41 protein-coding genes are annotated in these 24,602 nt (G+C 66.5%); 9 read left to right on the plus strand and 32 right to left on the minus strand.

The window, feature by feature from the left end; all coding sequences use genetic code 11:
- Window positions 1–163 precede the first annotated feature (163 nt).
- From LDO11_RS08600 to LDO11_RS08615, 4 genes are all read right to left on the minus strand, one after another.
- Entirely contained in the window at window positions 164–442 is a 279-nt protein-coding gene (locus tag LDO11_RS08600; protein WP_232141173.1) for a hypothetical protein, read from the minus strand.
- On the minus strand, window positions 439–756 hold the full coding sequence (locus LDO11_RS08605) for a hypothetical protein (RefSeq protein WP_232141174.1): 318 nt from the start codon (window positions 754–756) through the stop codon (window positions 439–441). Before LDO11_RS08605 ends, LDO11_RS08600 begins: the two co-directional genes overlap by 4 nt.
- A gap of 90 nt (window positions 757–846) precedes the next feature.
- Window positions 847–1,356, minus strand: a complete 510-nt coding sequence (locus LDO11_RS08610; protein WP_232141175.1) for a hypothetical protein — start codon at window positions 1,354–1,356, stop codon at window positions 847–849.
- A gap of 437 nt (window positions 1,357–1,793) precedes the next feature.
- Entirely contained in the window at window positions 1,794–2,714 is a 921-nt protein-coding gene (locus LDO11_RS08615; protein ID WP_255683371.1) for an ADP-ribosylglycohydrolase family protein, read from the minus strand.
- 60 nt (window positions 2,715–2,774) lie between these two features.
- Here LDO11_RS08615 and LDO11_RS08620 point away from each other — a divergent pair, with 60 nt between their 5' ends.
- The 5 genes from LDO11_RS08620 to LDO11_RS08640 all read left to right on the plus strand — a co-directional run bounded on the left by LDO11_RS08620 (window position 2,775) and on the right by LDO11_RS08640 (window position 7,335).
- On the plus strand, window positions 2,775–3,356 hold the full coding sequence (locus LDO11_RS08620) for a hypothetical protein (protein ID WP_232141306.1): 582 nt from the start codon (window positions 2,775–2,777) through the stop codon (window positions 3,354–3,356).
- 54 nt (window positions 3,357–3,410) lie between these two features.
- Window positions 3,411–3,788, plus strand: coding sequence for a hypothetical protein (locus LDO11_RS08625; RefSeq protein WP_232141176.1), 378 nt, complete (start codon window positions 3,411–3,413; stop codon window positions 3,786–3,788).
- A gap of 69 nt (window positions 3,789–3,857) precedes the next feature.
- On the plus strand, window positions 3,858–4,097 hold the full coding sequence (locus tag LDO11_RS08630; RefSeq protein ID WP_232141177.1) for a hypothetical protein: 240 nt from the start codon (window positions 3,858–3,860) through the stop codon (window positions 4,095–4,097).
- On the plus strand, window positions 4,084–4,422 hold the full coding sequence (locus tag LDO11_RS08635; RefSeq protein ID WP_232141178.1) for a hypothetical protein: 339 nt from the start codon (window positions 4,084–4,086) through the stop codon (window positions 4,420–4,422). Before LDO11_RS08630 ends, LDO11_RS08635 begins: the two co-directional genes overlap by 14 nt.
- A gap of 75 nt (window positions 4,423–4,497) precedes the next feature.
- Window positions 4,498–7,335, plus strand: coding sequence for a hypothetical protein (locus LDO11_RS08640; protein WP_232141179.1), 2,838 nt, complete (start codon window positions 4,498–4,500; stop codon window positions 7,333–7,335).
- 142 nt (window positions 7,336–7,477) lie between these two features.
- On the opposite strand, the gene LDO11_RS08645 is transcribed toward LDO11_RS08640, so the two are convergent.
- The 12 genes from LDO11_RS08645 to LDO11_RS08700 all read right to left on the minus strand — a co-directional run bounded on the left by LDO11_RS08645 (window position 7,478) and on the right by LDO11_RS08700 (window position 13,535).
- The gene (locus LDO11_RS08645) at window positions 7,478–8,398 is read right to left on the minus strand and encodes an SOS response-associated peptidase family protein (protein WP_232141180.1); all 921 of its coding nucleotides are present in this window, start codon (window positions 8,396–8,398) and stop codon (window positions 7,478–7,480) included.
- Between the two features lie 32 nt (window positions 8,399–8,430).
- On the minus strand, window positions 8,431–8,910 hold the full coding sequence (locus LDO11_RS08650) for an RES family NAD+ phosphorylase (protein ID WP_232141181.1): 480 nt from the start codon (window positions 8,908–8,910) through the stop codon (window positions 8,431–8,433).
- The gene (locus LDO11_RS08655) at window positions 8,907–9,485 is read right to left on the minus strand and encodes an antitoxin Xre/MbcA/ParS toxin-binding domain-containing protein (protein ID WP_232141182.1); all 579 of its coding nucleotides are present in this window, start codon (window positions 9,483–9,485) and stop codon (window positions 8,907–8,909) included. Before LDO11_RS08655 ends, LDO11_RS08650 begins: the two co-directional genes overlap by 4 nt.
- Before the next feature lie 90 nt (window positions 9,486–9,575).
- Window positions 9,576–9,740, minus strand: coding sequence for a hypothetical protein (locus LDO11_RS08660; RefSeq protein ID WP_232141183.1), 165 nt, complete (start codon window positions 9,738–9,740; stop codon window positions 9,576–9,578).
- Between the two features lie 23 nt (window positions 9,741–9,763).
- Window positions 9,764–9,928, minus strand: a complete 165-nt coding sequence (locus LDO11_RS08665; RefSeq protein ID WP_232141184.1) for a hypothetical protein — start codon at window positions 9,926–9,928, stop codon at window positions 9,764–9,766.
- Window positions 9,929–10,015: 87 nt separating this feature from the next.
- Window positions 10,016–10,414: a hypothetical protein gene (locus LDO11_RS08670; protein WP_232141185.1), complete on the minus strand. Its 399-nt coding sequence runs from the start codon at window positions 10,412–10,414 to the stop codon at window positions 10,016–10,018.
- Between the two features lie 94 nt (window positions 10,415–10,508).
- Complete coding sequence (locus LDO11_RS08675; protein ID WP_232141186.1) at window positions 10,509–10,766, minus strand: hypothetical protein; 258 nt, start codon at window positions 10,764–10,766, stop codon at window positions 10,509–10,511.
- Between the two features lie 149 nt (window positions 10,767–10,915).
- Window positions 10,916–11,512 (minus strand): hypothetical protein, encoded by a 597-nt coding sequence (locus LDO11_RS08680; protein ID WP_232141187.1) that lies wholly within the window; start codon window positions 11,510–11,512, stop codon window positions 10,916–10,918.
- A gap of 68 nt (window positions 11,513–11,580) precedes the next feature.
- The gene (locus tag LDO11_RS08685; protein ID WP_232141188.1) at window positions 11,581–12,294 is read right to left on the minus strand and encodes a hypothetical protein; all 714 of its coding nucleotides are present in this window, start codon (window positions 12,292–12,294) and stop codon (window positions 11,581–11,583) included.
- 72 nt (window positions 12,295–12,366) lie between these two features.
- A complete protein-coding gene (locus LDO11_RS08690) occupies window positions 12,367–12,516 on the minus strand; it encodes a hypothetical protein (protein WP_232141189.1) in 150 nt (49 codons plus the stop codon).
- Window positions 12,509–12,841: a hypothetical protein gene (locus tag LDO11_RS08695; protein WP_232141190.1), complete on the minus strand. Its 333-nt coding sequence runs from the start codon at window positions 12,839–12,841 to the stop codon at window positions 12,509–12,511. The genes LDO11_RS08690 and LDO11_RS08695 overlap by 8 nt, the downstream gene beginning before the upstream one ends.
- Before the next feature lie 118 nt (window positions 12,842–12,959).
- On the minus strand, window positions 12,960–13,535 hold the full coding sequence (locus tag LDO11_RS08700) for a hypothetical protein (RefSeq protein ID WP_232141191.1): 576 nt from the start codon (window positions 13,533–13,535) through the stop codon (window positions 12,960–12,962).
- A gap of 326 nt (window positions 13,536–13,861) precedes the next feature.
- On the opposite strand from LDO11_RS08700, the gene LDO11_RS08705 reads away from it, so the two are divergent.
- The 3 genes from LDO11_RS08705 (at window position 13,862) to LDO11_RS08715 (ending at window position 15,228) form a co-directional block, all read left to right on the plus strand.
- On the plus strand, window positions 13,862–14,356 hold the full coding sequence (locus tag LDO11_RS08705; RefSeq protein WP_232141192.1) for a hypothetical protein: 495 nt from the start codon (window positions 13,862–13,864) through the stop codon (window positions 14,354–14,356).
- A 26-nt stretch (window positions 14,357–14,382) separates the two neighbouring features.
- Entirely contained in the window at window positions 14,383–14,754 is a 372-nt protein-coding gene (locus LDO11_RS08710) for an H-NS histone family protein (protein ID WP_232141193.1), read from the plus strand.
- An 84-nt stretch (window positions 14,755–14,838) separates the two neighbouring features.
- The gene (locus LDO11_RS08715) at window positions 14,839–15,228 is read left to right on the plus strand and encodes a hypothetical protein (protein WP_232141194.1); all 390 of its coding nucleotides are present in this window, start codon (window positions 14,839–14,841) and stop codon (window positions 15,226–15,228) included.
- Window positions 15,229–15,322: 94 nt separating this feature from the next.
- Here LDO11_RS08715 and LDO11_RS08720 read toward each other — a convergent pair whose 3' ends face one another.
- Genes LDO11_RS08720 through LDO11_RS08740 form a run of 5 tightly spaced genes read right to left on the minus strand, consistent with a single transcriptional unit; the run spans window position 15,323 to window position 16,680 of the window.
- Entirely contained in the window at window positions 15,323–15,463 is a 141-nt protein-coding gene (locus tag LDO11_RS08720) for a hypothetical protein (protein WP_232141195.1), read from the minus strand.
- Between the two features lie 23 nt (window positions 15,464–15,486).
- Window positions 15,487–15,729: a hypothetical protein gene (locus LDO11_RS08725; RefSeq protein ID WP_232141196.1), complete on the minus strand. Its 243-nt coding sequence runs from the start codon at window positions 15,727–15,729 to the stop codon at window positions 15,487–15,489.
- On the minus strand, window positions 15,726–15,968 hold the full coding sequence (locus LDO11_RS08730; RefSeq protein WP_232141197.1) for a hypothetical protein: 243 nt from the start codon (window positions 15,966–15,968) through the stop codon (window positions 15,726–15,728). The genes LDO11_RS08725 and LDO11_RS08730 overlap by 4 nt, the downstream gene beginning before the upstream one ends.
- On the minus strand, window positions 15,965–16,180 hold the full coding sequence (locus LDO11_RS08735) for a hypothetical protein (RefSeq protein ID WP_232141198.1): 216 nt from the start codon (window positions 16,178–16,180) through the stop codon (window positions 15,965–15,967). The genes LDO11_RS08730 and LDO11_RS08735 overlap by 4 nt, the downstream gene beginning before the upstream one ends.
- 23 nt (window positions 16,181–16,203) lie before the next feature.
- Window positions 16,204–16,680 (minus strand): hypothetical protein, encoded by a 477-nt coding sequence (locus tag LDO11_RS08740; RefSeq protein WP_232141199.1) that lies wholly within the window; start codon window positions 16,678–16,680, stop codon window positions 16,204–16,206.
- A 282-nt stretch (window positions 16,681–16,962) separates the two neighbouring features.
- Here LDO11_RS08740 and LDO11_RS08745 point away from each other — a divergent pair, with 282 nt between their 5' ends.
- On the plus strand, window positions 16,963–17,370 hold the full coding sequence (locus tag LDO11_RS08745) for a hypothetical protein (RefSeq protein WP_232141200.1): 408 nt from the start codon (window positions 16,963–16,965) through the stop codon (window positions 17,368–17,370).
- A gap of 101 nt (window positions 17,371–17,471) precedes the next feature.
- Here LDO11_RS08745 and LDO11_RS08750 read toward each other — a convergent pair whose 3' ends face one another.
- The 11 genes from LDO11_RS08750 to LDO11_RS08800 all read right to left on the minus strand — a co-directional run bounded on the left by LDO11_RS08750 (window position 17,472) and on the right by LDO11_RS08800 (window position 24,248).
- Entirely contained in the window at window positions 17,472–18,104 is a 633-nt protein-coding gene (locus LDO11_RS08750) for a hypothetical protein (protein ID WP_232141201.1), read from the minus strand.
- 186 nt (window positions 18,105–18,290) lie between these two features.
- Window positions 18,291–18,932, minus strand: a complete 642-nt coding sequence (locus tag LDO11_RS08755) for a hypothetical protein (RefSeq protein WP_232141202.1) — start codon at window positions 18,930–18,932, stop codon at window positions 18,291–18,293.
- 31 nt (window positions 18,933–18,963) lie between these two features.
- On the minus strand, window positions 18,964–19,347 hold the full coding sequence (locus LDO11_RS08760) for a hypothetical protein (RefSeq protein ID WP_232141203.1): 384 nt from the start codon (window positions 19,345–19,347) through the stop codon (window positions 18,964–18,966).
- Window positions 19,348–19,497: 150 nt separating this feature from the next.
- Entirely contained in the window at window positions 19,498–19,938 is a 441-nt protein-coding gene (locus LDO11_RS08765; protein WP_232141204.1) for a hypothetical protein, read from the minus strand.
- Window positions 19,939–20,011: 73 nt separating this feature from the next.
- Window positions 20,012–20,314, minus strand: coding sequence for a hypothetical protein (locus LDO11_RS08770; RefSeq protein WP_232141205.1), 303 nt, complete (start codon window positions 20,312–20,314; stop codon window positions 20,012–20,014).
- Between the two features lie 88 nt (window positions 20,315–20,402).
- Window positions 20,403–22,037 (minus strand): hypothetical protein, encoded by a 1,635-nt coding sequence (locus LDO11_RS08775; RefSeq protein ID WP_232141206.1) that lies wholly within the window; start codon window positions 22,035–22,037, stop codon window positions 20,403–20,405.
- A complete protein-coding gene (locus LDO11_RS08780) occupies window positions 22,034–22,447 on the minus strand; it encodes a hypothetical protein (RefSeq protein WP_232141207.1) in 414 nt (137 codons plus the stop codon). Before LDO11_RS08780 ends, LDO11_RS08775 begins: the two co-directional genes overlap by 4 nt.
- Window positions 22,444–22,899 carry a hypothetical protein gene (locus tag LDO11_RS08785; protein WP_232141208.1) on the minus strand — a complete coding sequence of 152 codons (456 nt, stop codon included), beginning with the start codon at window positions 22,897–22,899 and terminating at the stop codon, window positions 22,444–22,446. Before LDO11_RS08785 ends, LDO11_RS08780 begins: the two co-directional genes overlap by 4 nt.
- Complete coding sequence (locus LDO11_RS08790) at window positions 22,896–23,093, minus strand: hypothetical protein (protein ID WP_232141209.1); 198 nt, start codon at window positions 23,091–23,093, stop codon at window positions 22,896–22,898. The genes LDO11_RS08785 and LDO11_RS08790 overlap by 4 nt, the downstream gene beginning before the upstream one ends.
- 170 nt (window positions 23,094–23,263) lie before the next feature.
- Window positions 23,264–23,848, minus strand: a complete 585-nt coding sequence (locus LDO11_RS08795; RefSeq protein WP_232141210.1) for a hypothetical protein — start codon at window positions 23,846–23,848, stop codon at window positions 23,264–23,266.
- A gap of 64 nt (window positions 23,849–23,912) precedes the next feature.
- Window positions 23,913–24,248 carry a hypothetical protein gene (locus LDO11_RS08800; protein WP_232141211.1) on the minus strand — a complete coding sequence of 112 codons (336 nt, stop codon included), beginning with the start codon at window positions 24,246–24,248 and terminating at the stop codon, window positions 23,913–23,915.
- Window positions 24,249–24,602: the final 354 nt, after the last annotated feature.

Raw genomic sequence — 24,602 nt, forward strand, 5'->3', positions numbered from 1 at the left:
TATGCCGTGAGAAGATCCCCCGCACAACGACTGCGCGAGCTGCCACGCCTGCGCCTCGGGTAGGCGATACCTCCCCGAGGCGAGTTTGCGCTGCAGCGCGCCGGTGAATGCACCGAATGGTACCGGGCGCGGACGACGCGCTGGGGACAACGTCCCGGGCAGGTCAGGTGTCCTCCGGCCAATCCAGCGGCCGCCAGTGCGTCACGTCGTGGAGCGTCCACGCTTCGCTGCACTCCGAGCGCCAGCGGGATTCCTCGGACTCCTCGAGGTCGCGGCTATACCTCGCCACGAGCTGCACCCGGCCGCCGTCACGGAGCGTCCGGATGGCGAGCACGGGGTCCGAGACCGCTTCGAAGTCGGTGGTGGCCGGCGGATTGAGCGGTGGGGCAGTGCTGGCACGTTGCCATGTCGTGCATACGGTTGGCGCGGTGGCGGCGCTCATTGTTCCGTGGTCTCGGTCAGGTATTCGTCGAGCGCGGCCTCCTGATCAAGGACCATCTCCCCGAGCATGCCGCGGGTTTCCACGTCGTCCCCAAGACCGAGACGCGCGCAGATCTCGCAGATCGCATTGTCGAACTCCATGCGGACATCGTCAGGGTTCCGGTCACGTAGATCGTCGAGGGTGTCGCCCAGCACCGTGTGCACGTGGTCGCGGATCAACCCGTAGAGGGCTCGGACGACGTCGACGAATGGCACCGGGTCACGGCTCGCCATCGTGGAAGTCGGGCGGGGCGAAAGGGGGTCGGCGGTGGTCATGGTGTGCTCCCGGAGGTCTGAAGACACGGTCCCACGCGCGGCTGCTTGCGAAAGATATTGGCGCGAGCCGTGAGGGCCGTTCGCGCGGCATCACGTGAAGGCGAGCGCGAGCTGCGGGATCGGCTCCAGCGGTGCGGCCGGCGTGCAGTCCGCCGTGGACGGGGCGTGCTTAGGATGGGACGGGTGCGCCGTCGAGAGCGTCCGCGTAAAGAGGCGCTCGTCGTACCAGTCGCGGAGCTGCTGCTCGAAGGTGGCATCGCGGGCCGCGGCCTGCCGCAGGCGGTAGACGAAGGCATCCGAGAGCACGCCATTCTCGAACAACTTGTCCGTGGCACGCTCGCTCAGAGAGCTGTCCTCGCCGCGGAGGTCGCCGAGCCGATTGAGGTGGTCCATGCAGCCGCGGCGCAGGCCCTCGCGGAGGAACTCGATCCCGGCGTCGTGCCAAGCATCGCTGCTCCACGGCGCCCGGCACAGCGCGTCGTGGCGTCGCTCCATCACAAGCGCATCGGCGCGGAGCTGGCGCCCGGCCGCGGCGAGCGCCCGCTCGAGCTCGGCGTCCATCAAGGCTGAAGGGGAAGGGGTGGTCGATGCAGTGGACATGGCGTGGCTCCCGGTCGGTTCGAAGACCAGTAAGCCTTGGGTCCGCGCGGCCGAAAGTTCGCCGCTCGGGACGATCGCGCCTGTGCGCTCAGCCGCCGGCGGTCATGGCGCGGGGTTTGGGCTGCGCCGGCTCCACCGTGCCGTCCGTGAGGTGCACGGCGAAGTCGTCGAGGCATAGCTCCAGCACCAGCCCCGCCAGCAGGGTGGCAAGCTAGGCTTGGTAATCCGCCCAATCAACGCACTGGATCTCCCGATACGCCGCTGAGAGCGCTGCTGGCGACACCAACAGCTTTCCCGTCTGCGCACTGACGCGGAGGTTCCTGTGCAATCCGCGCAGCCTGGCTACATGTGCCAGCGGTTCTGGGCTTCCCAAGGTGATGCTGTGGGCGGGCTGGAAACTTGCGGTTGTGCTGTCGTGCTGGCGCCCGGCATGGATCTCAGCTGTTCCGCGCCACGACAACGGCCTCGAAAAGCCGCTCGGCCATGCTGCGAAGAACATCTTGGTAGTGGAGCGCTTCGAGCCAGGGAGCGGGGATGGCGCCCGCCCCGTAGAAGGCGCCGGCGAGCTGACCGCAGATCGCCGCCGTCGTGTCCGCGTCATCGCCCAGGTTGGCCGCCTGAAGCACGGCCGCCTCGAGGCTCTCCGTGGTCCAGAAGCACCAAAGCGCGGCCTCCAGGCTGTCTACCACGTAGCCTGAACCGGAGATCGTGGCGATGTCTGCGTCCTGGAATCGCCGCTCCCGGATCCTCAGCATCTCGTCCGGCAAATCCAGCGTGGACGCCCAGGCGAGTACCGCATCCTTGTCGGGTGCGCCGGCGAGCGCGGCGTGCAGGGCTGCAACTAGGTAGCGGCAGCTCGCGAGGCAAGTTTCGGCCGCGTGCGTGGTGCGGGAACTGAGTTCCGCGGCAGCCAGTAATTCGCCTGGCCGCGAGTGGAAGTAGAGAGCGATGGGGGCGAGCCGCATCAGGGACCCGTTGCCCGCACTGTTCGGCGCGGACGACCCCGCGAGCGGCTGCCCGGTGCGACGAAACCGTCCGAGTGCCGCGGCGACCGTCTTCCCGAGGCCGAACGCGTGCGGGCGTGTGGAGTGGCGGCCATCATTTGCCCAGCGCCAATAGCGCTGCATCTGGTCCAGGGGATCCACGCCACCACACTCCAAGAGGCTCTCGGCCAGGCACAGCGCCATCGCTGTATCGTCCGTCCACTCCCCGGGCTGCAGCTGAAACTTGCCGCCACCATGCATGCCGGTAACCTCCGGGAACCGGCCGCGCCGATAGAACTCCACCGGCCCTCCAATGGCATCACCGCACGCCAAACCCAGAATGGAGCCGAGGTAGCGCTGTTTCAGGTCGATCATCAGGATGTTGCAGGGTCGAGAGGAGCCGCAAGTCTTGCACTTCCGATCTATGAATGGAGGGTGCGATCCTCCTACACTCAGGGTTCCTTCCTGCAGGGCATGCACATGCGCCAGTGGCCTCCGCACTCGACGATCACTCTGTACAGCCGGGACAAAAGCAAGGTGCTCGCGACGTCGAAGCGCAGTCGGCTCGCCCTGTCGGAGTACGTGCACCTGGACGGACAGGGCGATGCGGCGACCTATCTAATCACCGTCTCCGTGGATGCCGACGACTGGGATCACTGGACGTTAGAGAACGTGGAGAAGATTGAGGGCGTCCTGCGCTACGACCTCACCTCGGTGGGCATTGATGTGGCCGTCGTGCGCAAAAACCGTCCAGGCCGCATGCTCTGCAGAAACGCTTTTGCCTGGGAACTCAAGGTTTGGCTTGAAGACGTACCGGCGGAGCCAGGGCGGTACGCCGGCTTGCGGTTCAAGGCCGCGAAGAAGACGGCATCAGTCAAGACGATCCAGAAGCGGGTCGAGACAGTCTTCGGGCTACCCAGAGGGTCCGTACAGCTCATCACGCCTGGGAAGAAGGCTGCGGCGCCAAAATCGACAGTCGGGGACCTGCGCGAACAGTGGAGCAGGTCCGGGACCTGATGCGGAGCTGACCACCTGCAGTCGGATGCGAACTTACAGTCCTCGAGGCGAACGATGTTCCGGGCATACGAAGACGGCAATCTTCTGACGCAGCACTTCAGCGTGGTGCACTCTCAAGATGCGAAGCGCGCATTCCACTACCTGATGGGATGGGCCTCCACGCTTCCGGACTACGAGTGTCTGCCCGGCCGCCATGGGCACATCCGAGACTTTCGTTTCATGCGCGGGAGCGACTGGGATTTCGCCTTCATTCCGAACAAGGCCTGGCTGCTGTTCTATTTCCGCGCACCCTCCCTGCGCCCGCCCAAGTTTGCCAAGGCCGAGGTCCTTGCTCGGTTTCCCGCGGCGAAGGAGACATCCTCGGGCGAGATCACGATCAGAATCGAGTCGTTGGACGACGCCGTAGAACTCGCACGCTTCATTGACCGGTGACAGCACGGCCGGCTTCACGTTGGATTGCGCGGCGGGGCTGTACGAGAGCAGCTGACTCGCGGAGGCGCCATGAAGAAGACCCGATCCCAGCTGGACCAGGAACTTGATGATCTGGCGGCCCACACGCAGAAGCGGGTGGAGGAAGATCCAGACAGCCCATTCCTGATAGACGAGTTCGCAGGGGTGGCCGACGAGATCCTGGAAGCCGCGAGCGACGAGGACCACGACCACGTCTGGTCTCGGATGCAGTGCATCCTTCGCGACAACGGGCTCATCCCCGGTGATGACGAGCCGTGTGACGACCGATAGCAGCACGCCGCCCGGCTCGGGGCTCCCCGACGGCTTCGAATGGGGGCCTCGCTGGCAGCATGGCAGCGACGAGCAGAAGCTCGAGCTCGAGGGAAAGACTGTAGCGATGCTGCTCAAGACGGTGAGCGGCGGTTGGTTTGCCCGGCTGGAGTGCCACTGGCCGATCAGCGAGCCCTTGGTCGTCCGGCCCTGCAGCAGCTTCGAAGCGGGCAAGGCGGGCTGCGAGGCGTGGGCACGGCGGCATGCGGACCGGCTGCGCCGCGAGATCGCGCAGAAGAAGCGGGAGAAGCCCCTTTCCGATGGGCTTGCTGACGACGAACTCTGACCACATCGGAGTGTGGTGGTTTCAGACACGCGTACGGCCGGCATAGTGTGTGGGCGACCACGGCCCGAGCACGACATGAGCGATACCGAGACGGCACCACCCGAACAGACGACCGGCGATCCAGCATGGACGGTATTCGTCGTCGCTCAACGTCTCGCGACTCAACCGGCTCTGGCCGGTGCTCCAGGCCACGACCTTCTCGACATGGCCACCTACTGGGCACCCCCGTTGTTCGCCCTGCGGCACGCGGCGCCCGAGGTCTGGGAATCGGACAAGCCGACCCGCGTCGTCATAGGCGGCTACGCGAAGGTTCTGACCGATATGGGCGGCCGCGGACTCTCGTTAGTAGCGCGGGCCATGGAATTGCCGCGGTCGGTCAGCCTGACGATCTGGTGCGACGCAGCCCTGCCGCCGGCGCGCAACATCCGACGCGAATTCCTGCTGGTTCCCCCCACCAAGGTGGTGCGCAAGCGTTGGCACCACGCGCTCGATCCGAAGCAGCCCGCGGTCGACGTCCTGATCCTGATGGCCACACCGATCCTTTCTGACATTGCGAGGTTCGTCGACCAACTCGGCCCGGCCCCTGCAGCAGCCACCACCCTCCTGGGCGTCCCGACGCGCCTGCACGCGGTCTTGCTTCGAAAGCGCCTGGTCATGGCGGGATACACCGTGGCCGAGTTGCACGAATTCGGATACGACGGGGGACCGCCGACCACGCATGAGGGGATGCTCTGGTTCAAAGTGTCACTGCGCCGCGAGGATCTCCGGACACTCGGGGACGAGGAGAGGCACGACTGGGACGCGGCTTTCCGGGGGGTCGAGAACGGCTTGCCGGATCTCGATCCCTCTGAGTCCGCCGCCTTTTGCGAGCGCTATGGCCGCATATTCCGGCTGCGGCCCGGCGACGACGAACTGGTCCTGCACACTGGTGCGAACGATGGGGTGAGCCTGAAGACCGGCCAGTATTTCTTTGCGCTCGACGATTATGGTGCCGATGTAGTCAGCGTCGATTTCGAGGATGAGTACCCATTCGATGAGTCGGTGCTGGAAACGCTGCGCGACATCGGGCAGGGCCGCGAGCGGGCCGGAGGTATGTCAGGCCACGAGGCCGCCCACTTCGAAGTGCTGTGTCTGCTCGGGACCATACGCGGCACGGATGAGCTTGATCCCGACATCGAGTTAGGGCAGCAGGACACAGCTGCGCTAGTGACCTCGATCGAGCCTGAGGCTGCGGCCCTGGCCCCGATGCCTACGCCCGCGTTGCTGCCACCGGCGCGACCGGCGCGCCTCAACCGTGCCGCCGGCACAACGGAAGTCCTCGCCCTGGCGGCAATGCTGGGCGGCGCCCATGCGCCAGTGACGCTGGAACAGGCCAGCTCGAGGGTCGTCGATTGGTTGTCCGGAAAAGGCTTCCACGGCCTGGCCACGAACACGAGTGAGCAGGTCAGCACGCCCGATGGCGAGGTGACGGTCGAGACGGACGAAGCCACCGTCTGGGCAGTGCGATTCGACGATCGCCGGCAGATGGCCGAAGGTGCGATCTGGCGGGTCGAGATGACGCTGGTGGCGCTCCCCCAGGCATGCGCTCTGGGCGTTCGCCTGTCGCAGCTGCGCAGCACCGCGTCCGCGCCGGACCCGACAAGCGGGGTGCCAGCGGCGGTGGTCTCCATGAGTCGTGAGTTCGGGCTGTGGGATGGTGGCACTCGCCTTGAGCCCGCCGTCACCGAGATCCGGGGGCATGGGGACTTCAACTGGCTCCAAGCCACGCTGTTCGACCCGGGCCGCGCGCTCGCGATGGTGGTCGTGTCGAACCGATCGGGGGACGCCGACGCGTCTCTGACCAAGCTGGCGTCGCGTCTGTTGGGGCTGGCCCACGTTGTCGTGATCGGGCCGGCGGTCGCGCGGCAGCTGTCCGAGCTTTTACCGGCTCGCTACCCTGTCTACGGCAATGCCATCCGGGTGTACCGACCGCGTCCGGGCCACGGAGACAACCCGCTCGACCATCCCTTGTGGACGTCGTATTCGGGTCTGGCGCTGGCGCCGGCGCTGGCCAACCAGATCGCCGAGGCAGTCTCTGCGATCAGCCTCGAGCACGAGAGCCTCGACGAACGTGCACCTCCTTTCCGGGTGGTGCGGCAGCAGCTCACTGCGTCGCGCCTGGCGACCCTTCAGCAACGCACCAGTCGGCTGGCATCCACCGTCGAAGAGGAACGCGCCCGCCATGAGGCGATCGTGCACCAGCTCGAGAAGAGCCGGTCCGACCAGGCGGCACGGATTGCCGAGCTTGAGGCGGAGGTGCGGGCGCTGCAGGAGGAGATCACCGCGCTGAAGCAGGAGCGCGACGCAGCACTCGACGACGTGCGTGCGATTCGGCACCAGGCGTCCCAGGCCTGGACCGGCTTGCCCCGCGGAGAAGATCAGCACGAGGCGGAGACCGGAAGCGAGCCCGAGATTCCTCACGTCTGGGATGGGCTGGAGGACTGGGTCGAGCGGCACTGCGCCGGTCGCCTGGTGCTGTTGCCAAGCGCGGCCAAGGCCTGCCGGGAATCGCCGTTTGAAGACGTGCCGCTGGCCTACAGGTCACTGCTGCTGCTGGCCAACGAGTACGTGGACATGCGCCGGCGCGGTCCGGACGAGGATGGCCGCAAAGCTGCGTTCGAAGCCGCTCGACTCGAGCTCGGCCTGGACTGCTCACCCGTCGGCAACGCAAAGGACAGCCACCAGTTCAAGGCCGACTACCGCAAGACGTTCGAGGGCAGGCAGATCGTGCTGGATCTGCACCTGAAGCGGGGCAAAGGCTACGACGAGCGCACGATCTTCCGCGTCTACTTCGCCTACGACGAGGAGTCCCAGCGCGTGATCGTCGGGCACATGCCCAGCCACCTGACAAACCGGAAGACCCGCAACGCCTGACGCCGCCGAAGGGTCGGGGGCTCCTTTCGAGGAAAGTCTGGAGGTCGAGCCGTCTTGTGGGCTGCGCTGGCTCCATCACGCAGGGGCGTGCTCACATGGATTGCTACGTGCGTCCAGCACTCTTCGAGCCCGTGGTGGACGCTCAGGCTGCTTGACGATGTTCGTAGTAGGGGTGCTGCCGGTCGTCGAAGATGGCGTACAGCGCCTCCAGGTTGGACGGGTCCGGGTTGAGCCAGGCGTCCAGGTGTTCGGGCTTGATGTTGATGATCGTGCGGTCGTGGCCGGCCGCGGCAACCTCGGGTTCCGGTTCGTCGGTGATCGCGGCGAAGGACAGCAAGTCCGGGTCCTTCCCGCGGGCGTCGGTCCAATGCGACCAGAGGCAGGCCACGTACATGGGCTCTCCGGTGCGAGGTTCGAACTCGAGGACGCGGTTCTCACCGTCGACCTCCACGTGTTCGTAGAAGCGGTCCGCGATCATCACCGCGTGGTGGCGGCCGAACAGACCCGACCAGAAGCCCTCGAGGTTGTCGCGGCGTGCGTTGTAGGTTCCGCGGTACTTGCGGTCGTAGAGCACGGGCTTGCCCGCCGGCCGGCACTGGTAGCGCATGAGCTTGACCACGCGCTTGCCACCTTCCGACACCAGGACCGGGCAGTACACGCCAGGGAAGATCCTGCGGTCCGTGTCGGACGGCTTGCCACCCAGCACGTCGACCCGGCGGCGAGCGGCGCGCATGTTCTTGGCGCCGATGCGGTCATCGTCCTGCGCCTTTTTCGTCACCTTCTTGGCCAGGGCCTGCTGGCCATCGGAGATGCGCTCGATATGCTCAACGATGTCGAGCGCCAGCTGGCCAGCTTCCCAGATGTCCCAGCGCTCGACCAGGTCGGCCAGCTCGGCGGGTCCGTGCTTGAGGATGTCGCGCTCCACGGCACGGGGCACCTTCGGGCGGCGGCGCTTGCCCTCCTGCCACCAGTAGACGCGCATGTAGCTCTCGACATCCATCGTCGCCCCGGTCTCCCGGCGGAACTTCGAGAACTCGGCGTGGATCTGGGCTGAGTAGCACATGGGGCGCAGCCTACTCCCTTGGACGGTGGCCGTTAGCGGCGAGTGCGGAACAGGCGGTCGTAGGTGAAAGGTCGCACGGCTGCGGCCGTCACTTGGCGCGCATCGGCGTGGGCTGCACTGAGGACCACGACCGTTTCTTCAGGGATGATGGCCGACGGCAACTCCAACAGGGCGTGAGCGCCGGCGGTGTACCACGCGGAGCCGATCTCCTGGGACACCATCCCGCTCGGCACGGCGTCCCAGCCCACCCGGAGGTCGTGGGGGGTGAGCACAAGCCGCTTCGCCCAGACGGCGTCGGGAACATCCACCTCGATCACATAGCGGTTCAGAGGCAACCCATGCGCGTCGATATGCGCGGCTGTCTCTAGGACAGCCAAGGCCAGCGTGGTCGCGCAGTAGACGACCTTTTCGCCTGCGCGGTTCCAGCGACCAGGATCGATCGACGCGCCCGCGCCGGACAGGTCATCCGGCTCCCACGTCGGGCCCGTGGTGGCGACGCGGTAGAGCCTCACTGGTAGGCGCCGCTCTGCATGGCTCCCAGGACGCGCATCACCGACGCACGGCCGGAGGGGGTATCCATCAGTTCGGCCGGCGTCATACCGCCGAGGGCCGGCTGGGGACGCTCCACCCATTCGCCTACCCACTTCTCCACGTCGAAATTGGTCGCTTCGGGATTGTCCCTTTGCGCCGCCAGGATGTCCTCGACCTTGTTGATCAACTCAACGAAGCCCACCACGGACTGCCCGGGGGTTCCGGCGAACGCGGACCTCTCGCGCATCTTCTTGCTGAAGGTCGCCTTCGGAATTCCCACGTAGGAGATGAAATCGACGCTGCTCACGCCGATCTTGTCGATCAGCACCTTCACTACGCCCGCGGGAACACCGTCGCGCTCGATCTGAACACGATCCTTGAGCGGCGCGTCCCGCCACTTCTCGCGGAACGTGTAGAGCGCAACGCCATGAACGCCTTTGCGGGCCGCCTTTGCTGGTGGCTCCCTGCGCTTGGGCGCATCTGCTCCGGTTACAGCGCTCCGGCGAGCGGGCTTACCCGCTGGGGTGGTCACGCGACGATTGGCGATATCGGTCATGGGGCACCTCCGGCTACATATGTCCTAAGTATAGCCTACATGTAGCCTCGTGCGCTCACCGCCGGATAACGACGACCCTGCGTCAGGACGTCAGGACGTCTGGGCGTCCAGTGCGGTCACGGTGAGTGTGCCCTGCTCAGCCACGATCGTTGCGAAGTCGCCGCAAGTGTCGAGTTCGGCCATCTGCTGGGGGGTCAGGCCGGGCGGGTAGTTGGCGGGGTCCGCCATGTACTCGAACACGATGGTTGCGCGCATCCGGTGCATCACACTGTCCTCGGTCAGCCGGCCATCGCCGGGGCGGCAGCCGCCTGGACGGCCTTGGCGGCGTGGGCGGCCTGACGGGCGAGGTACTGCTCGACGGCACGAGACATGGGCCACACGTTGGGACGCCAGCAGCGCTCACGGCAGGGGCGGCGAGCCTTGTACTTGGTCGGACGGTTCATGACGATCTCCTGGGAGCGAGGTGGGTTTCGATAGACCCATTACACACCGGGGTGAGGCCGCAGAAAGTTGGCGGCCCGGCGGGCAAGTCAGGCGAACAGTTCGGCCTGCGGCAACGCGAGGTCACGCGTGAACAGACGCTCCCCGAACGCCGCGCGCAGCTCGGCACCGAAGCCCGCATCGGCCTCGGCCTCACGGCGCAGCCGTTGGACGAACAGTTCCGTCTCTCCACCGCTCTCGAACAGCTCGTCGAGCGAGCGCTCGCTCAGGCGAGTGTTCCCACCGTGGATCTCGGCCAGCTCGTTGAGACGGTCGAGGCACTTGTGACGCAGGGCCACGCGGATGAAATGCACGCCCGCATCGAGCCAGGCCTGGATGTCGCGGCCGGCACTCGCGCGGCGCAGGTTGCGATCGACCTCGTGCATGGCGCCGGCGGCGAGGAGGTCGGGGTCGGCCCAGTAGAGGCCGCGGGGGTTGGTCTTGGACATGCCTGCTCTCGCGTGGTTGCTTGGGACCAGTAGGCCACCCGCGGATGCCCCCGAAAGTTCGCAGGCGCTCCCGTGCCGGCGCCAAGGCCCGTCTTCAGGCTGAGCGGACGATGTCCACGCTGGACGCGCAGGCGTAGGGATTCGCAGGAAATCTCATGCGGACCAGGTGGCGCCGCATGCGCGGGTAGTCCGCCCCGGCGCGGTCGAACGTGGCGTTGGCCGCGGCCAGGGTTTCGGAGAGCGTGCCCACAGCCTCGTTGCAATGCGCGGCGTCAACGCCGACGAAGACCTGCCAGCGGGTGACCGACGGGCGCGAGGGCGTGGAACCGGGCTGGTTGTCCAGATTGGTCATGGTGTTGTCCGACGAGGTAGGGGAGGGGCTGCGTCAGCCCTCGGGCGGGTTGCAGTCATCGCAGGCATTGCAGTCCCAGCATTCGATGCAGCCGCACTGGACCCCGCCGCAGGAACAGCAGGTGAGCTCGTCACAGCGGCACGTCGCGGTCATGCGGCCTCCGCAGGCGACAGCGGGGGGGCCAGGAGAGGGTCGGCACCCTGGTACACCGCCACCGGTGCTTCCGGCCATTCGCGACGGCATGCGTCGAACTCTCCATCGTTCCAGAGCCGCAGGAACGCGATGCCGTCCTCGGCGGTGAGCGCGAACTGGAGCGCGGCGACCGCGGCCGCGCCAGTGTCCGGGGCGTCCCCCGTGGCGGTTGCCGGGAGCGCGTGGGGCGATCGGTCGCCGATAAGCCGCGCACATGCAGCGCCGCATGGATGCAGCGAGAGCGGATCGCAACGGCCGCAGTTGGCCGGGCGAACCGGCGGCGCGGGCTCGGCCTCGGCAACGCGCAGGTCAGGCGGGGTGATGTCGTTGAGCGTCAACGTGCGATCGCAACCGCGGCAGTAGTAGGGCGCGTCGAAGTAGCGGGGGTGTTGCGTCTCCCACAGAACCTCGTTGCCGCTGGCGTATTCGGGTTCCACCGTGCCGTCAGCTTCTCGGGTGAGCCCGGCCACCGGCACGAAGGCTTCGACGAGGTCGAGGGCGGCGATGCGCGTTGAGGAGCAGTGCTTGCAGTGGATCGGGATGATCGTGGACATGTTCGGACTCGTGTAGGTCTGATGGCCAGCATGGGTCACGCTGGCCAGGTCGAAAGTTCTGAGGCTGCTCAGCCGGCGGCCAGTGCCGGCCGGCGCCCGTGCGCGAGCGCGGCGGCCTCTTGGAGGCTGGACACCCCGAGGTGCTGGACGATGTCACTCACCATGGCGTCGATCTCGATGCGCGCGTCGGCCACGAGCTGCTCGTTGGTCTCGTCGAGCACCTTGCGGTGGTAGTCGCGGTTGACCTGTCCGTGATCGCGGGCCATGTCCATTTGCGCGGCGAGCGCCTGCTTGACCTTGGCCGGGATCTTCGCGTCGTCCAGGATGGATCGCATGGCGTCGAAGGCGGCGTCCTGCTTGCGCTGCGATTCGTCGAGCATGGCTTGGGCCGCGGAGTCGAGGCGCTCTGCGGACGACTCGGGGGCTGGAAGCCCGGCGACGCTCTGCAGCTCACCGTCGCGGACACGTTCCAGCGTGCACGGCACACCTGTGCCCATGTTGAGCCGCGAGACGAAGCTCGCCCACTGCGCCTCGCTCAGGGCCACCTTGGCGATGGTGCGACGGCCGTCGGAAACGGTCTGCCGGCCACCGGACTCCACCATGCAGGCCTCGGTGAGCTCGATCACCACCGCGCCCTGATGCTCGATGGTTGAGCCGAACAACCGGTGATGGCCCTGTACGCGCGATGCGCGGATCGTGGCGAAGGCCGGGTGGGTCACGGTGACAGCATCACCCCGCGCGCAGGTCGTGGCGGTGCGGGTCGGGTCCTGTTCGTTGCGCATGGTGCGTTCCGGTTGTGGATTCCAGTTCATTAGGCGACATGACGTGCTGCCCCAAAGTTGGCGTGTAGCGGGTCACGTGTCGCGGTTGAACCAGGTGCCGGTGATCTCGCGCTTCCAGATGAGCGCGCACTTGCCGGGGTGGGTGAGCATCAGCCAGATGCACATGAGGGGCATCAGCAGCCAGCAGAAGGCGATGAAGGCGAGCACGCGGGGCTTAGGCACTGCCCGGTCCGCCGTGGACGAGCGACATCGCGGCCCGGATCTCGTCCTGCTCCTGCAGATAGCTGGCGTAGTCGCCGACGACCCGCGGCGTGCCGTAGCTGTGCCAGTACCGGCCGTCCTCCAGACGGCGAGAGGAGTGCAAGACGCCGTGGCAGTTGATACCGCCCACGCGCTCGCCGGCGAGGTTGTGCAGGTGAAATGCGCGACCGGCCGTGCGCCGGTAGTAGCCGGCAACACGTGGGTCAGCAGCGGCTGCCTGGCGCGCGGCGTCGGCCGAGGCGGGAAAGAGCTTGCCGTTGAGCTCGATGGTGGGTCGGGTGGCCATGACGGGCTCCGTGGTGGGATGTCCCGAGACTGGATGGCGAGAGCCAAGCTGAAAGTTGGCCGCATCCCACCGCCATCTCGATGTCACCGAGATGGGGTGGGTGCGACCAGGTGCAGGGTCAGGCAGCGGCCTGCAGTTCGGCGTCCGCGGTGGACGGTGTCATCGGCGGCTCCTTGTCGAAGACCGCGCGATACAGGGCCACGAGTTCGTCGTCAGGGCGGCGGTCGAGCGCGGTGAAGCCGTTCTGGCAGATCCGCTTCAGGCAGTCCGGATCGGTCAGCACGTGCTTGACCGTGTATTCGGTCAACTCGGCCTTGATCGCGGCCAGATCGAAGCCCGGCGGCAGCTCCGGCTCGACGAACTCCGGGTCCGCCTCGCGGAAGAGCTGCTTGATCAGCTCGTCCGGTGTCGCATCGGCATCCTCCACGAGCATCTTGGCGAAGCGCTCGCCGAAGGGCTCGGCGATCTCGTATGAGAAGACGAAGTGCGCGCCGTGTGGCACGACGCCGTCCTCGCCATACCGCCGATCCCATTCGGCATCCAGCAACGGCGCACAGTCCACGAGCCGCTGCATCAGCCCGTCCTCGCCACACAGAGCGTCGTACTCGGTCTCCATACCGTTGGCGATTGCCTGGCGGAGCCCGTAGCCGACGTATGCACAGGTCAGTGGGTCGAACTTGGTCTGGTCATTCATGTCGTGATTCCTTCAGTCGAAGGCGCACACGTAGCCCCTGGCAGGGCATGCGGGTGCCCCTTGGGGTATCTCGGAAAGTGCCGAGTCACTGCTCTTGCGAGCGAAACCCCAGCCGCCGGGTGGTGGCTCGGGTCTCGCGCGCCTGGAGCCAGGCTGACGGAGGTCGGCGAGGAGGACACCGTGGCCGCGCCGGTCGACCACAGTGGACAGCCTAGATCCCGACCTGGGCGGATCAAGGCTTCAACCCGTGCGCGCTCGAGGGGGGTTGCGGGTATTTCCACGCGTGGCACTGCAGACTGGTGCCGAGCGTCCACGACGGAGCCCACATGCAATCTTCCCCTGACATGTCACCCCCATCGGCCGGCCTGGAGGCGCTGCGAGCCCAGCTCGTCGCCTGCGCCCTGGCGTGGGAGAGCGCCTTCGGCAACGCGCCGCAGATCACCGCGGTGCTGTCGGAGTACGACGCCGCGCGCCTGCTCGGATGCAGCGACGGCGACTACTCATGTGCGATGCGTGGCGCGACCGCGGTCCAGCGTGGACACGACTTCATCTACCAGGGCGCGCGGTACCAGGTGAAGGGGAACAGGCCCAGTGGGAAGCGCGGGAGCTTTGTGACCCGTGTGCCCAAACCCACGAACTACGACTGGGACTTTCTCATCTGGATCCTCTACGACCGCACCTATGTCGTGCAGGAAGCCTGGGTCTGGGACGTCGATGCCTACCGTGTGGCGTTCGATTCGATTCAACGATTGTCGCCGGCACATATGCGGCGAGGAAAACCACTCGTCCAGGTGCCGAGTGCCAGCCAGGCGTTAGGATAGGGAAACCCTGCTAACCGGAGATCTCCATGCCCGTTGATGTCAACACGCTTTCCCCGCGCGAACTCGAGGCGCTGATCAAGACCGCCAGCAAGCGGCGCACCCAGCTACGCAAGCGCAAGCCGATCGCGGTCGTCCGGCAGAAAGTCGAGAAGATGCTCAAGGCGGAGGGCTACACGCGCGAGGAGTTGTTTGGTGCGTCGGCGGGATCTGCAGCGGTGCGCACGACTACTGCCGGCCGAAAGTCCACGGCGGGCCGTACGTTGGGCAAGGTGCCACCGAAGTACCGCAACCCGGATAACACGAAGGAGACCTGGACGGGCCGGGGACGCCAGCCGCGCTGGATGGCTGCGCTGGTCGCTGAGGGTAAGAAGCCGGAAGACTTCCTCATCGCCAAGTAAGTCCCGCAAGTTTCCCAGCGCCCGTCTCGACGTAGCTTGAGATCAGGCCGCGACGTGCGGTGAAGAAAGCGGGGGAACGCTGCGATGAATCAACAGACCTGGTATTGCGCCGACTGCGGTGGCCGCGAGATCCACCACGATGCGGCAGTGAAGTGGAACCCGGCCAATCAGGAATACGACGTGGTCACGGTGCACGACGGAACGACCTGCACCACGTGCGCGGGCGCCCCGGACAACTTCAAACCGTACGCCGGCAGCCCGGTGTTCGGTATCCCGCCGGAGCCTGCCGACACCGTCAAGGTCCAGCTTGCCCTCACGGTGGAGTACACCCCCAATGGGTGCTCCACCGAATCGCTCGTAGAGCTGCTGTCGGGCGTTGCGTCCAGCGCGGCGATGGCAGGCCAGCTCACGGGTGAGAGCCCGGCAGAAGTGGCCGAATGGACGTCCACGGTGGCAGTGCTGCAGGCGCAGTGAAATGAAGAAGGGCCGCACGAGGCGGCCCTTTTTCCGTTACGGGTGGCTTGTACAGGGTGCCGCTTGAAGTTGCTGTTGCCGGAGGGCGATTCCACTAGGAGCGCGCTTCGCGCTCGGCCTGGTTTCGCATCTGCTCAAGGACGTGCAGGCGGTTGCGATCGAGCTGATCCTTGGCCTCGCCCTGCAGCTTCTTGATGGCCCACATGAGGGCGTCAACTTGGTCACTCGGGAACATGGGTCGTTCTGGTCCTGTTGGCTTCAGCCGCGAGCGCGATCGAGCATATCCGGCGTGGGCCGGGACGGTCCGCGCGGTTGGTTGTGCTCGACGCGCACTTCGGCGGCCGGGTAGAGGTAGGTGGCGACGGCCATCGAATACGGACCGTCCGTGTGGATCTCGCCGTCGGGGTGATATTCCACCACCGAACAGTCGCCGCTGCTGAGTTGCACGATCACCCGGGTCATGCCTGGCCGGCGCACGGCTGCGTTGGGGCCGGTAATCACCGCGGACGCTCCCAGGGCGGCGGGAGCTGCTCGATCATGCCGTTGCGCGCCTGGAACTCCTCGACCGTCTCGCCCGGTGTGGGCGCTGCCGGCCACGGTCGGCTCCAGGATGTCGATGGTGCGATGACGATCTGCTGGGCTGCGTTGGGCTTGCGGCGCACGCTCGATGCTGTCGTCGGACCTGATGTGGGTCGTTCACCACGCTCTGCCATCTGCCTGGCAACCGCGGCTCCGGTCATGGCTTCGCTCCCAACTTCCACTCCCTGTTGAAGTGGATCGCGCCCTTCTTCCGGAGCGCCTGCAGGCGCTTGTCCAAGACACGCATGGCACCACAACTCGCGTTGAGGGCATTGGCTTCCTGCCAGGCCTGCGTGCTCAGCCCGCTGAGAGTCGAGGGGCGATCCGCTATGGATTGGAGAATGGCGGCATCGACCTTGCTGTAGTCCTTCATGGGTTCCCCTGTGGCATTGCGGATCAGGCGGCGTGGCGGAGCCGCACGCGGGTGCCCAGTGAGGCCGGGCGGAACGTGGGCGGGAAGCGGGAGCCTTCGATGTCGGCGTCGCGTCCGAGATGGACATCGGGCCGGAGGTTGGGCTTGGACTTGCGCTTGGCCCGCACGGAGGCGGCGATGTCGGGGTCTTCGATCCTCGCAAGCTCACGTTCGCCCGCCTGCTGCATGTCGATGCCGATGGCATGGCAGTACGCGGCGAGCGTGACCATCACGCCACCCACTTCCTGCGCCGGCACCCCGGCCTCGCGGCCATAGACGTAATCGGCCATGCGCCCGATCTGGCTGCGGTCGTAGCCGTGGGCCTGCAGCAGCTCCAGCACTTCTTCCAGCAGCCTGTCACCGCGCTCGTTGATGTCGGCGGTAGCAGGTGCGCCGAAGGTGTCGGATACCCAGGCACCGACGCGGTTCTGGAACGGGGTGGGTGGGGTTGTGCTGGTCATATCGGGCCTCTCGAATGGCATGGTCACCGTAGCCGGCGGCTTGGGCCTGGCGGGGGTGCAACCGCGCCTGCGAACAGCGTGGTTGCCTGCGTTCAAGATCACGCATTCCCGGCGCAGAGCCTGAGACCACCGATCTGCCGTGGGCATGTCCATAGGCTCGGCCATCAAGGCGGCCGACAAAGTTATCGAGGTGGCCACCGGTCACTGCCGGAGGGGACGGCAACTACTTTGGGTGCGTGTCCGCGGTGGTGTCATCGAGGCAACACCAACGGATGCGAACACATGGACACCATCCCCGACTCGACGGCGACAGATCGAGCAGCGGCACTGCATTGGCTCTGGGAGCGGGTGCTTGCCCGCGTGGGACAGTTCCAGATCGACGGCACCGGCCGTCGCTACGAGATCGACACCGACGACGTGATGATGCGTGAGGCGTCAGCCGAGGACGCGCTCGGCTGGCTCGATGACTGCGACGCGCGTCTGGGCTGCGACACCGCACATGCCCGCGCTGCCATGATCGACTTCATCGTGGCCCGCGACGGTGTGGACCCGCCGCGTATGCCGGCAGACGTGCTCGGGCCGGCGCTGTGCGAGGCCACGGGGCGCATGCATCTGCATCACCCTGTCGTTCGTGGATTGCTCGCAATGACTGCGGCATGTTCGGCGAGCGGGACCTCATCGGGTGCCTGATCCAGCCCCTCGCCTGGTGCCCAAGAGATGCCTCGTGTTCGCACGCACCCGCGCGTCCGTCCAGAAACACCTGGATACTCGCTGTAGGTCGCTGCGCGCCATTAGGCGTTGTAACCGTGACTTGCCAGCACCTGGGCCATGTGGGAGGCCTCCCAGCTTCCGGGGCGGCTTTCGACCATGCCAGCGTCCTCGGCCAACATGGCAAGCAAGCCGACCACGGTGAGCGGGCCGTGCGTGCAGGCCCCTTCATTGCGCACCTGGTGAGACGTGTTCACCCGATGCAGAAGCGTGCGGATGGTCGCGTGCAAGCTGCGCGGTAGCGGCACGTCCACGATGACGGTTTCCGCATCGCCAGCGACGGGTTCCGGCTCCATGCCCGCATCCTCATTGGCGGTCTCAATGGCACGTTGGCGTGCGGCAATCAGGCGGTTCTTGTCCTTGTCGCGGAGGGTGATCGAGACTGAGTTCGCCTTGGCGCCCTCGCGGGTGCGGCCGTGCTCATCGAAGAACGTCTCATAGGGCGCCTCCTTGCTGGTCAGGAAGCCCGGCGACACCGCCGGCGAGTGGCTGAAGTCGACGGTCAATCCGTCGGGGTCGCCCGCAAAGGTGTTGTCGCTTTCGGCGATGAAGGCCGGGATATCCAAGCTGACAACTGCGTCAGGGTCGCAGTTGGCGAGGATGGTCAGCAGGTCGCGCACTTTCAGCGGCTCTGCAGATTCGGCTGCACTGGACATTGCGTGTTCTCCGGGACATTGACGCCATATTCGACCCATGAATTTACCGCCTGCAGAGGGGCCTGGGAAACGCTGCAGCCGTGTCGTCCTGTTTGGATTGCACAATCCAACGCCGCCAATGGAAAAAGGACCGACGGGCTTCTTCGTCGGTCCTCCTGGGCAGGCGTCAGTCAGGGAGTCGGATCGCTAGATCCGCCAGCCCTCATTGGTCAGCACCGCGAACTTCTCGACCTCAAATGGCTCGCCCGAACCACCGTGCTGTGCGCCCAGGAAGGTGATCAGGCGCTCATCCGTCACCCAGGCCGGGACATCGGCATAGCGCACGCGGTAGGTGACGACCGACTCGTTCGACCCCGCCTCGGGCTCGGTCCAGCGCACCACCTCCTGGAGCTCGAGGCGACCTCCGCACACGACATGGCGCGTCATCGGGCTGCCAAACACGTTCCGCCCCTGCGCCAGCACGATGGCCGACTCCTTCCCCGGTGCGAGCGCGTAGGTCACGACGGTGCGGGTGCCGTAGGCAATCTGGCTCTCCTCATAGCGGGGCTCACTGAAGAACCCGGCGTCGACGAGCGTTTGGACGGCTTCCGACCTCGGGTTCGGTTCAGCCGCCGTGGACGCACCCATGTCGGTGTCGGTCCACGTCACGGTCTTGCTGGCAGGGTCGTAGGACGGCACTTCATGGCAGACGCTCTTACGCTCGACGGGCGCTTCCTCGAGGTACTGGTGGAACGCGGCGGTGAAGTTCGCTTCGCTCGGGGCCTTCGGGTCACTGCAGGCCGTGAGCGTGGCAACGAGCGCTACGGCAATGATGTGCTTGTGGTGCATGGGTGTCCTCCTTGGACGATAAGAAATGAGGTCAGGCCTCTGCACGGGTCGGCTCGATACCGAAAGACTTGAGCGCCATGTCATAGATGCTGTCGGTACCGACGTAGATGACCTCGCCCGCGCCGTTGACTGCTTGCGCCTCGCCGAAGACGTACCGCTGCTTCTCCCAGCCTGCGGACACGAAAACCGCGACTTCGCCTTCGGCCAGATGGGAGCTGACGATGCCCAGGAAGTCGATCGGTTCGTCTTCCTCGTGGTCGTGGTTGGGCCAGCCGCCTTCGTCACCGGTGAGCAGCGAGACGCCCTCGGCACTCGAGTGGATGACCACGTCGAGTTCGCTCAGGGCTTCGCGGAAAGCCGCCTCGTCCTTGACCTTGAACGTGTTGCTGCGACCGTTGACGATGAGATTTGCCATGTGTGTGCTCCGCCTGGTTGATGCGTTCACTGTGCATCTCGTGGCATCGCACGAAAGTTGGCTCTGGCCGTCGAAGCGAAGGCCCCAAACGAAAACGACGCCCGGAGGCGTCGTTCGTTGCAGCTCGACACGTTGTCCTACATGGACGGCTCAGTCGTCGTCACCGTAGATGCTCAGCCCCGACCCGTACGGATTGTTCGGGCTGTCGGCCTTGTAACGGCTGCCCGCACCGTGCGGGTTGTTGATGCTGTCGGGCGAATACTGGCTGCCGTATCGGCCATGCGGATTGGACACGGAATCCGGATCGTAGCGATTGCTGCTGAGGCGGCCGCGGTAGTTGCCCTGGCTGTCGTACAGCTTCGGTGCCTGGGTCGCGTAGGGGTTGTTCGCACTCCGGTTGGAGTACTCACTGCCGTACTGACCGTGCGGGTTGTTGACGCTGTTGGAGTTGTAGCGGCTGCCGGCGCCGTAAGCGTTGCTCGTCGAGTTCTGGTTGTACTGGTTCGAGCTGTAGTTGCCGAGGTACTGCTGGCCATAGGCCGAGCCGCACGCAGCGATTGCGAGCGCGAACACAAGAATCTTGCCCTTCATGGATCCCCCTTCCTTTCCCTGTTTGAGGTGCCAGCATAGGCGACGCGGCGAGACCCCCGTCACACCTCCCTATTCAGCCCGCATCAGCAGCAGGCGATGCCGCGGGGGCGGCGGCACGCGCACAGGCGTCGCCATAGGCGATGGTGAGATGGGTGATGTCGCGCTGGGCATCCCGAAGCAGGGCCAACAATGCGTCCACCGTGGACTGCGCGTACAGGGCGGTCTCGAAGGCCACATCCGATTCGAACCGGCAGAACCCGGTCTCGCCAGGCGCATGGCCGGAGCAGGCGAACGCCGCAGGGCGCACGATGGACTGCAGTCGGCGCTCCAGGCGTGCCTGGGATTTGGCGTGGCGGGTCGATGCAGCATTGGTCATGGTCGTGGTTCCAAGAGGTCCGGCGCGGGCCGTGGGAGGGGAAACAAGGGCAACTACACCTCACCAGGCACGATCGGAAAGTTCGAGGTCAGGCCGCCGCCGCGAGGTCGACATCCAGGCCGAAGCGGCGCAGGAGCCAAGGCTCGAGTCGTCGCTGGATGGAGTTCCAGGACGTGTGCTCGGTGGGATCGTCCAGGCGCGGCCAGGCCGTCACAGCGCCGGCGTTGAGATCACGCACGAGCGCCTGGAGTGCACGGTCCAGCGCGGGTGGCGGCGCTTCGTTGCTCCGGCCGTAGTGCTGGGCAAGCACGATCACGCGCCTGGCGCCGACCTTGCGCTGCACCAGCTCCGCGGTAGTGCGCGCACCCGTCGAGCTGCAGCGGACCGACAGCACGCGGCACCGGCCCACGTAGCAGTCGCCCACATAGGACGCCACACAGTGATCCTGCATCGCCCCCTCATCGACGAGCTGCCCCGGCGAGGTGAGCTCGGTCACGACGATGTCGCCCGGCAGGTGGATGACAGGGGAGGGGAGGGCACCGTCCCAGCCTTCCACCTGGAGCATCCGTGCGGCTTCGGCGCGGGCGAGCTGCGTGACCCGTGCGCTCTCGGCATGCCACTGCGCACTGAATGCAGCCATCTGCTGCACGGTCATCTGCATCAACCGCTCGAGGATCAGTCCGCCTTGCCGACCGAGCGACACGATGGACACCACCGGGTCGTTGAGGTGGCGCAGGCCCTCAATGACCGACAGGTCGCCCAAGGGGGTCTTGATGCCCTGGGTCAACGTGCGCGCGAGGGGCTGCCGGTTGCCGACCAGGTGCCTGGTGTTGGCGAAGGCACTGAACAGGTTGCAGTGAAGGGTAAAAGCCGCCTGCCAGTCGCGCCGGCGCATGGGCCGCAGGTGCGGGGGTAGGTCGAGGATCAGCCGGAGGGCGCCTCGCCCGGGGTTGCGGCCGCACCGCTGCGGGGTCAGCCCTCGGAAGCGACGCACCTCTGCGGGCGTGATCTGGAAATGGTTGGCCAGGGCCGGCACCAGCGGCGCCCGGCTCTGCACGCAGTCCACGATGCCGAGCGGCACGCCCGGGTCGAACGCCCAGTTGATCAGCACCGGGTATGCGCGAATGGCCTGCGTCCACTCCAGGCCGAACCTGCCAGTCACCAACTCGACCAGGCACCCGTGCTGAACGCCGGCGAGCTGCGCGCGGCGAAGTACGGCCAGGGCCTCAGGGGCAATGCAGGAGCAGAATCGCTTCACTGCGCGGGTGGCCAAACCCCGCAGGGCTCGCACCCTGGAGTGGAAGTAGCCGCCACACGTGTCGTCGTGGATCAGCAGATGTCCGGTGCGGGCCTCATAGGCGTCACGGAGTCGTGCACGAAGCTCCTGGTAAGCGAGTTCCGCCAGGGTGCGGGTGTTGCTTGGTGCCAGGACATGCGGCAAGGCAGCAGCGAACTTGCCGTCTCTGGCCAACCGCACCGCACCGTCGGCGTCGATGTGGCCGATCAGGTGCCCGCAGACTGTGAAGTCCACGCCGGACTCCGAGGCGGTGACGCGGAAGGGGTCCTCGAACTCGACCTGCACGAACGCCGCGCGGAAGGCCCGGATGTCACCTGGATCGAAGACGGGGTGAGCGCTGCCCGGCGGTCCGTACGCCCTCGTCGCCAGCGTCGTTGCGAGGCGGGCCAGGTGGAACACCCGCAGACGTGCATCCCGATCCGTCATGGGGCGAAAGCGAAGTCCAGGGTGGCGCCGGCATCGGCAACGCGCAGCACGAGTTCGCGAATGGGCCTGAGCTGCCGGGCAGCCTCCAGGTACGCCTCGATCGCGGCCAGCTCCTCCGGGGTGAGGTCGGCCCCTGCGTCCGTCCGCGAGATGCAGCGCTGGTGGGCGGCGGCGTACAGAGCAGACACGCGCTCCGACATCTCGACGAAGTCCCTGCCCAGCGCGGGCAGGCCGTGCGCGGCGAGGATCCCGGCGGCGTAGTGCGGTGGCTGGTCTGGAATGGACCGCAGGGCTTCGGCCAGCGCGTCGTCGACCATGGACCGCAGCTCCAGGCTCGCAAGCACGGACTCATATGCGGGGTAGGTCTCCACCGGCGTCAGGTGGACCGGACTGCCAACTGCAACGTTCATCGTGGTTCGCCTGTAGATGAAAGACGGCCAAGTGCGCGTCGTGCTGCACGAACGGCCGTGAGGGAGATCAGCCCGCAGTGAGCGGCCGGGCCGTCAGCGGCCGGGACGTAGTCGGGGGCGACGTCCTCGGGCAGCGGGTAGCTCGCCATTGCACGGAGGGCAAGCAGGGCATCGGGATCTCGCACGGAGCTGTCCACCTCGGTGGGTGGCGCTTTCAGTGCGGCCTCGGCCAGTGCGAGGGTGAGGTGGTCGATGGGGGCGCACGATCCTGTCAGGAGCGTGATCCCAGGGGCATGCGGCGGTCCCGAAAGGAAGACGTTGCCGAAGACGTCGCGGGTGATCGTCCAGCCGGCGAGCTGTAGCTGCTGGGCAGGTGCATCCGCCACCACGCTCCCTTCCGTCTCGCCTGATCCACGCATGTCGTCGCAGCTGCCGAGCATCGCGTCGCTCACGCCACCTTGGGCAGTGGCTCGTCGACGAAGGGCACGTCGATGACGTAGGTAGCGACTCCCAGCTCCCGGCTCATCCCGGCCGCGACATCGCGTGCAACGGCATGTGCGCGGTCGGCGTCCAGGAACGCTTCCCAGTGCCACCCCTGGGCGTAGACCTCGAAGCGGCCAGCGCCTACATCCCTGACTTCCACCATCAGCACGTCTCCTTGAGCAATCGTGGGTCGCCGCCGCAGGTCAGACGCAGTTCCGCTGTGCGCAGGCGATCGCCCCACCCGGATGGGCAGGTGGTCACATTCTCAGTGCGGGGTTTCGGGAAGCCGGCGCGCAACCTCAACGGCGTGAGGGTAGGTTGCGATGCACCCAGTCAGTTTTCAGCGGCGGCAGACAGGGTTCCGGGGTTGGAGCGTCCACGCTGGTCAGCCACGTACTGCAGCGCGGCCAGTTCGATGCGGCGTTCCGCAAGCTGGTACCGGGCATCAGGATCACCGTCGAAGGCTGAAGACTCGGCATAGGCCCGGAAGGCGCTGTGCTCGGGGAGCGAGCCGGTCTTCACCCACTCGAGCACCTCGGCACACAGGCGGGCTAGGTCCGCGGGATCGCGAGGGTCGAGATCGCGGTCCGCGGTGGACTGGGGCGCTGCACCGAAGTGCCACACCATGTCCACGCAGTGGATGGCCTCGAGGTTGCGCAACACTTGGAGACGGCGGTCGACGAGTCGCTGCGCCTGCGCCACGTTCAAGACGAACGGGAGGGCGGTGCCGGCGTGCAGCTGCCAGAGGCTGGCCAAGGGGATGCCCTCGGTGCCGGCTTCTCGCAGTGACGCGACGATCGCGTCGTCGAGGCGCTGGTAGCGGGTCGCAGGGTCCTCTGAGGACGGTGCAGTTGAGGCCTTGAGCCCCTGTGGCTCGGAAGGCAGATCGGCGTCGATCGGGTCAGGCTCGGTGGTCATCAGTTCCATCCTCGTGGATGCAATGAGCAGACCGCACCCGGCACGGGCCGAAAGTTCTGCGACGTCAGGGCCGGGCTTGGCGCGCCGGCGTGTGCAGGGCGGTGAGCGTGAAGCCCAGAACGCCGCCGATCGCGCAGATCAGGGCGTACAGGACGAGCAGCGGTAGGCACAGAACAGCCAGGGCCGGGGAAGTCGCTCGTGCAAGCCAACGCGTGAGCACCAGGAACGCGGCCACCGAAGTGAGCATCAGGACGATGCCGGCGGGCGTGTCGCGCAAGGTCCAGCCGAATGCAGCCAGGAGAAAGCTCGCGGCACCCACGACCACTGGCCCACCTGAGATCAGGGAGAACCGGCCGCGCGGGCGCACGTGCCATTCCAGGAGGACCAGGAGGGAGAACACGCCCATGGCACCTGCGGCCCACGGGAGGACGGGGTCCTGGTGCCGGAGCAGGTAGGCGGAGAGTCCACTCAGGGCAACCACGGCCGCGGCTGCGCCGGCGCCATTCACTGAGCCTCCCGCCGTACGTCGGCCCCGCCCAGCGCGGGCAAGGCAGGGTCACGCCTGGTCAGCCCCACCCAGGAGCGCGCGGCGAAGGAGGCCGGCTTCCACGGGATGTGTTGTGGCCACCCGCTCAAGTGCGCGTTCCACTGCTGCGGCCTCGGGCCGGGCAGGGTGGTGGTCCGGCATCACGCAAGGGGGCGGGACGAACAGCTGAGCCATGCGGCGGCGAGGTTGGTTGTGCATGGTGGGAGT

This window comes from Alterluteimonas muca (genome assembly GCF_021191595.1).
Classification (GTDB): Bacteria; Pseudomonadota; Gammaproteobacteria; order Xanthomonadales; family Xanthomonadaceae; genus Luteimonas; species Luteimonas muca.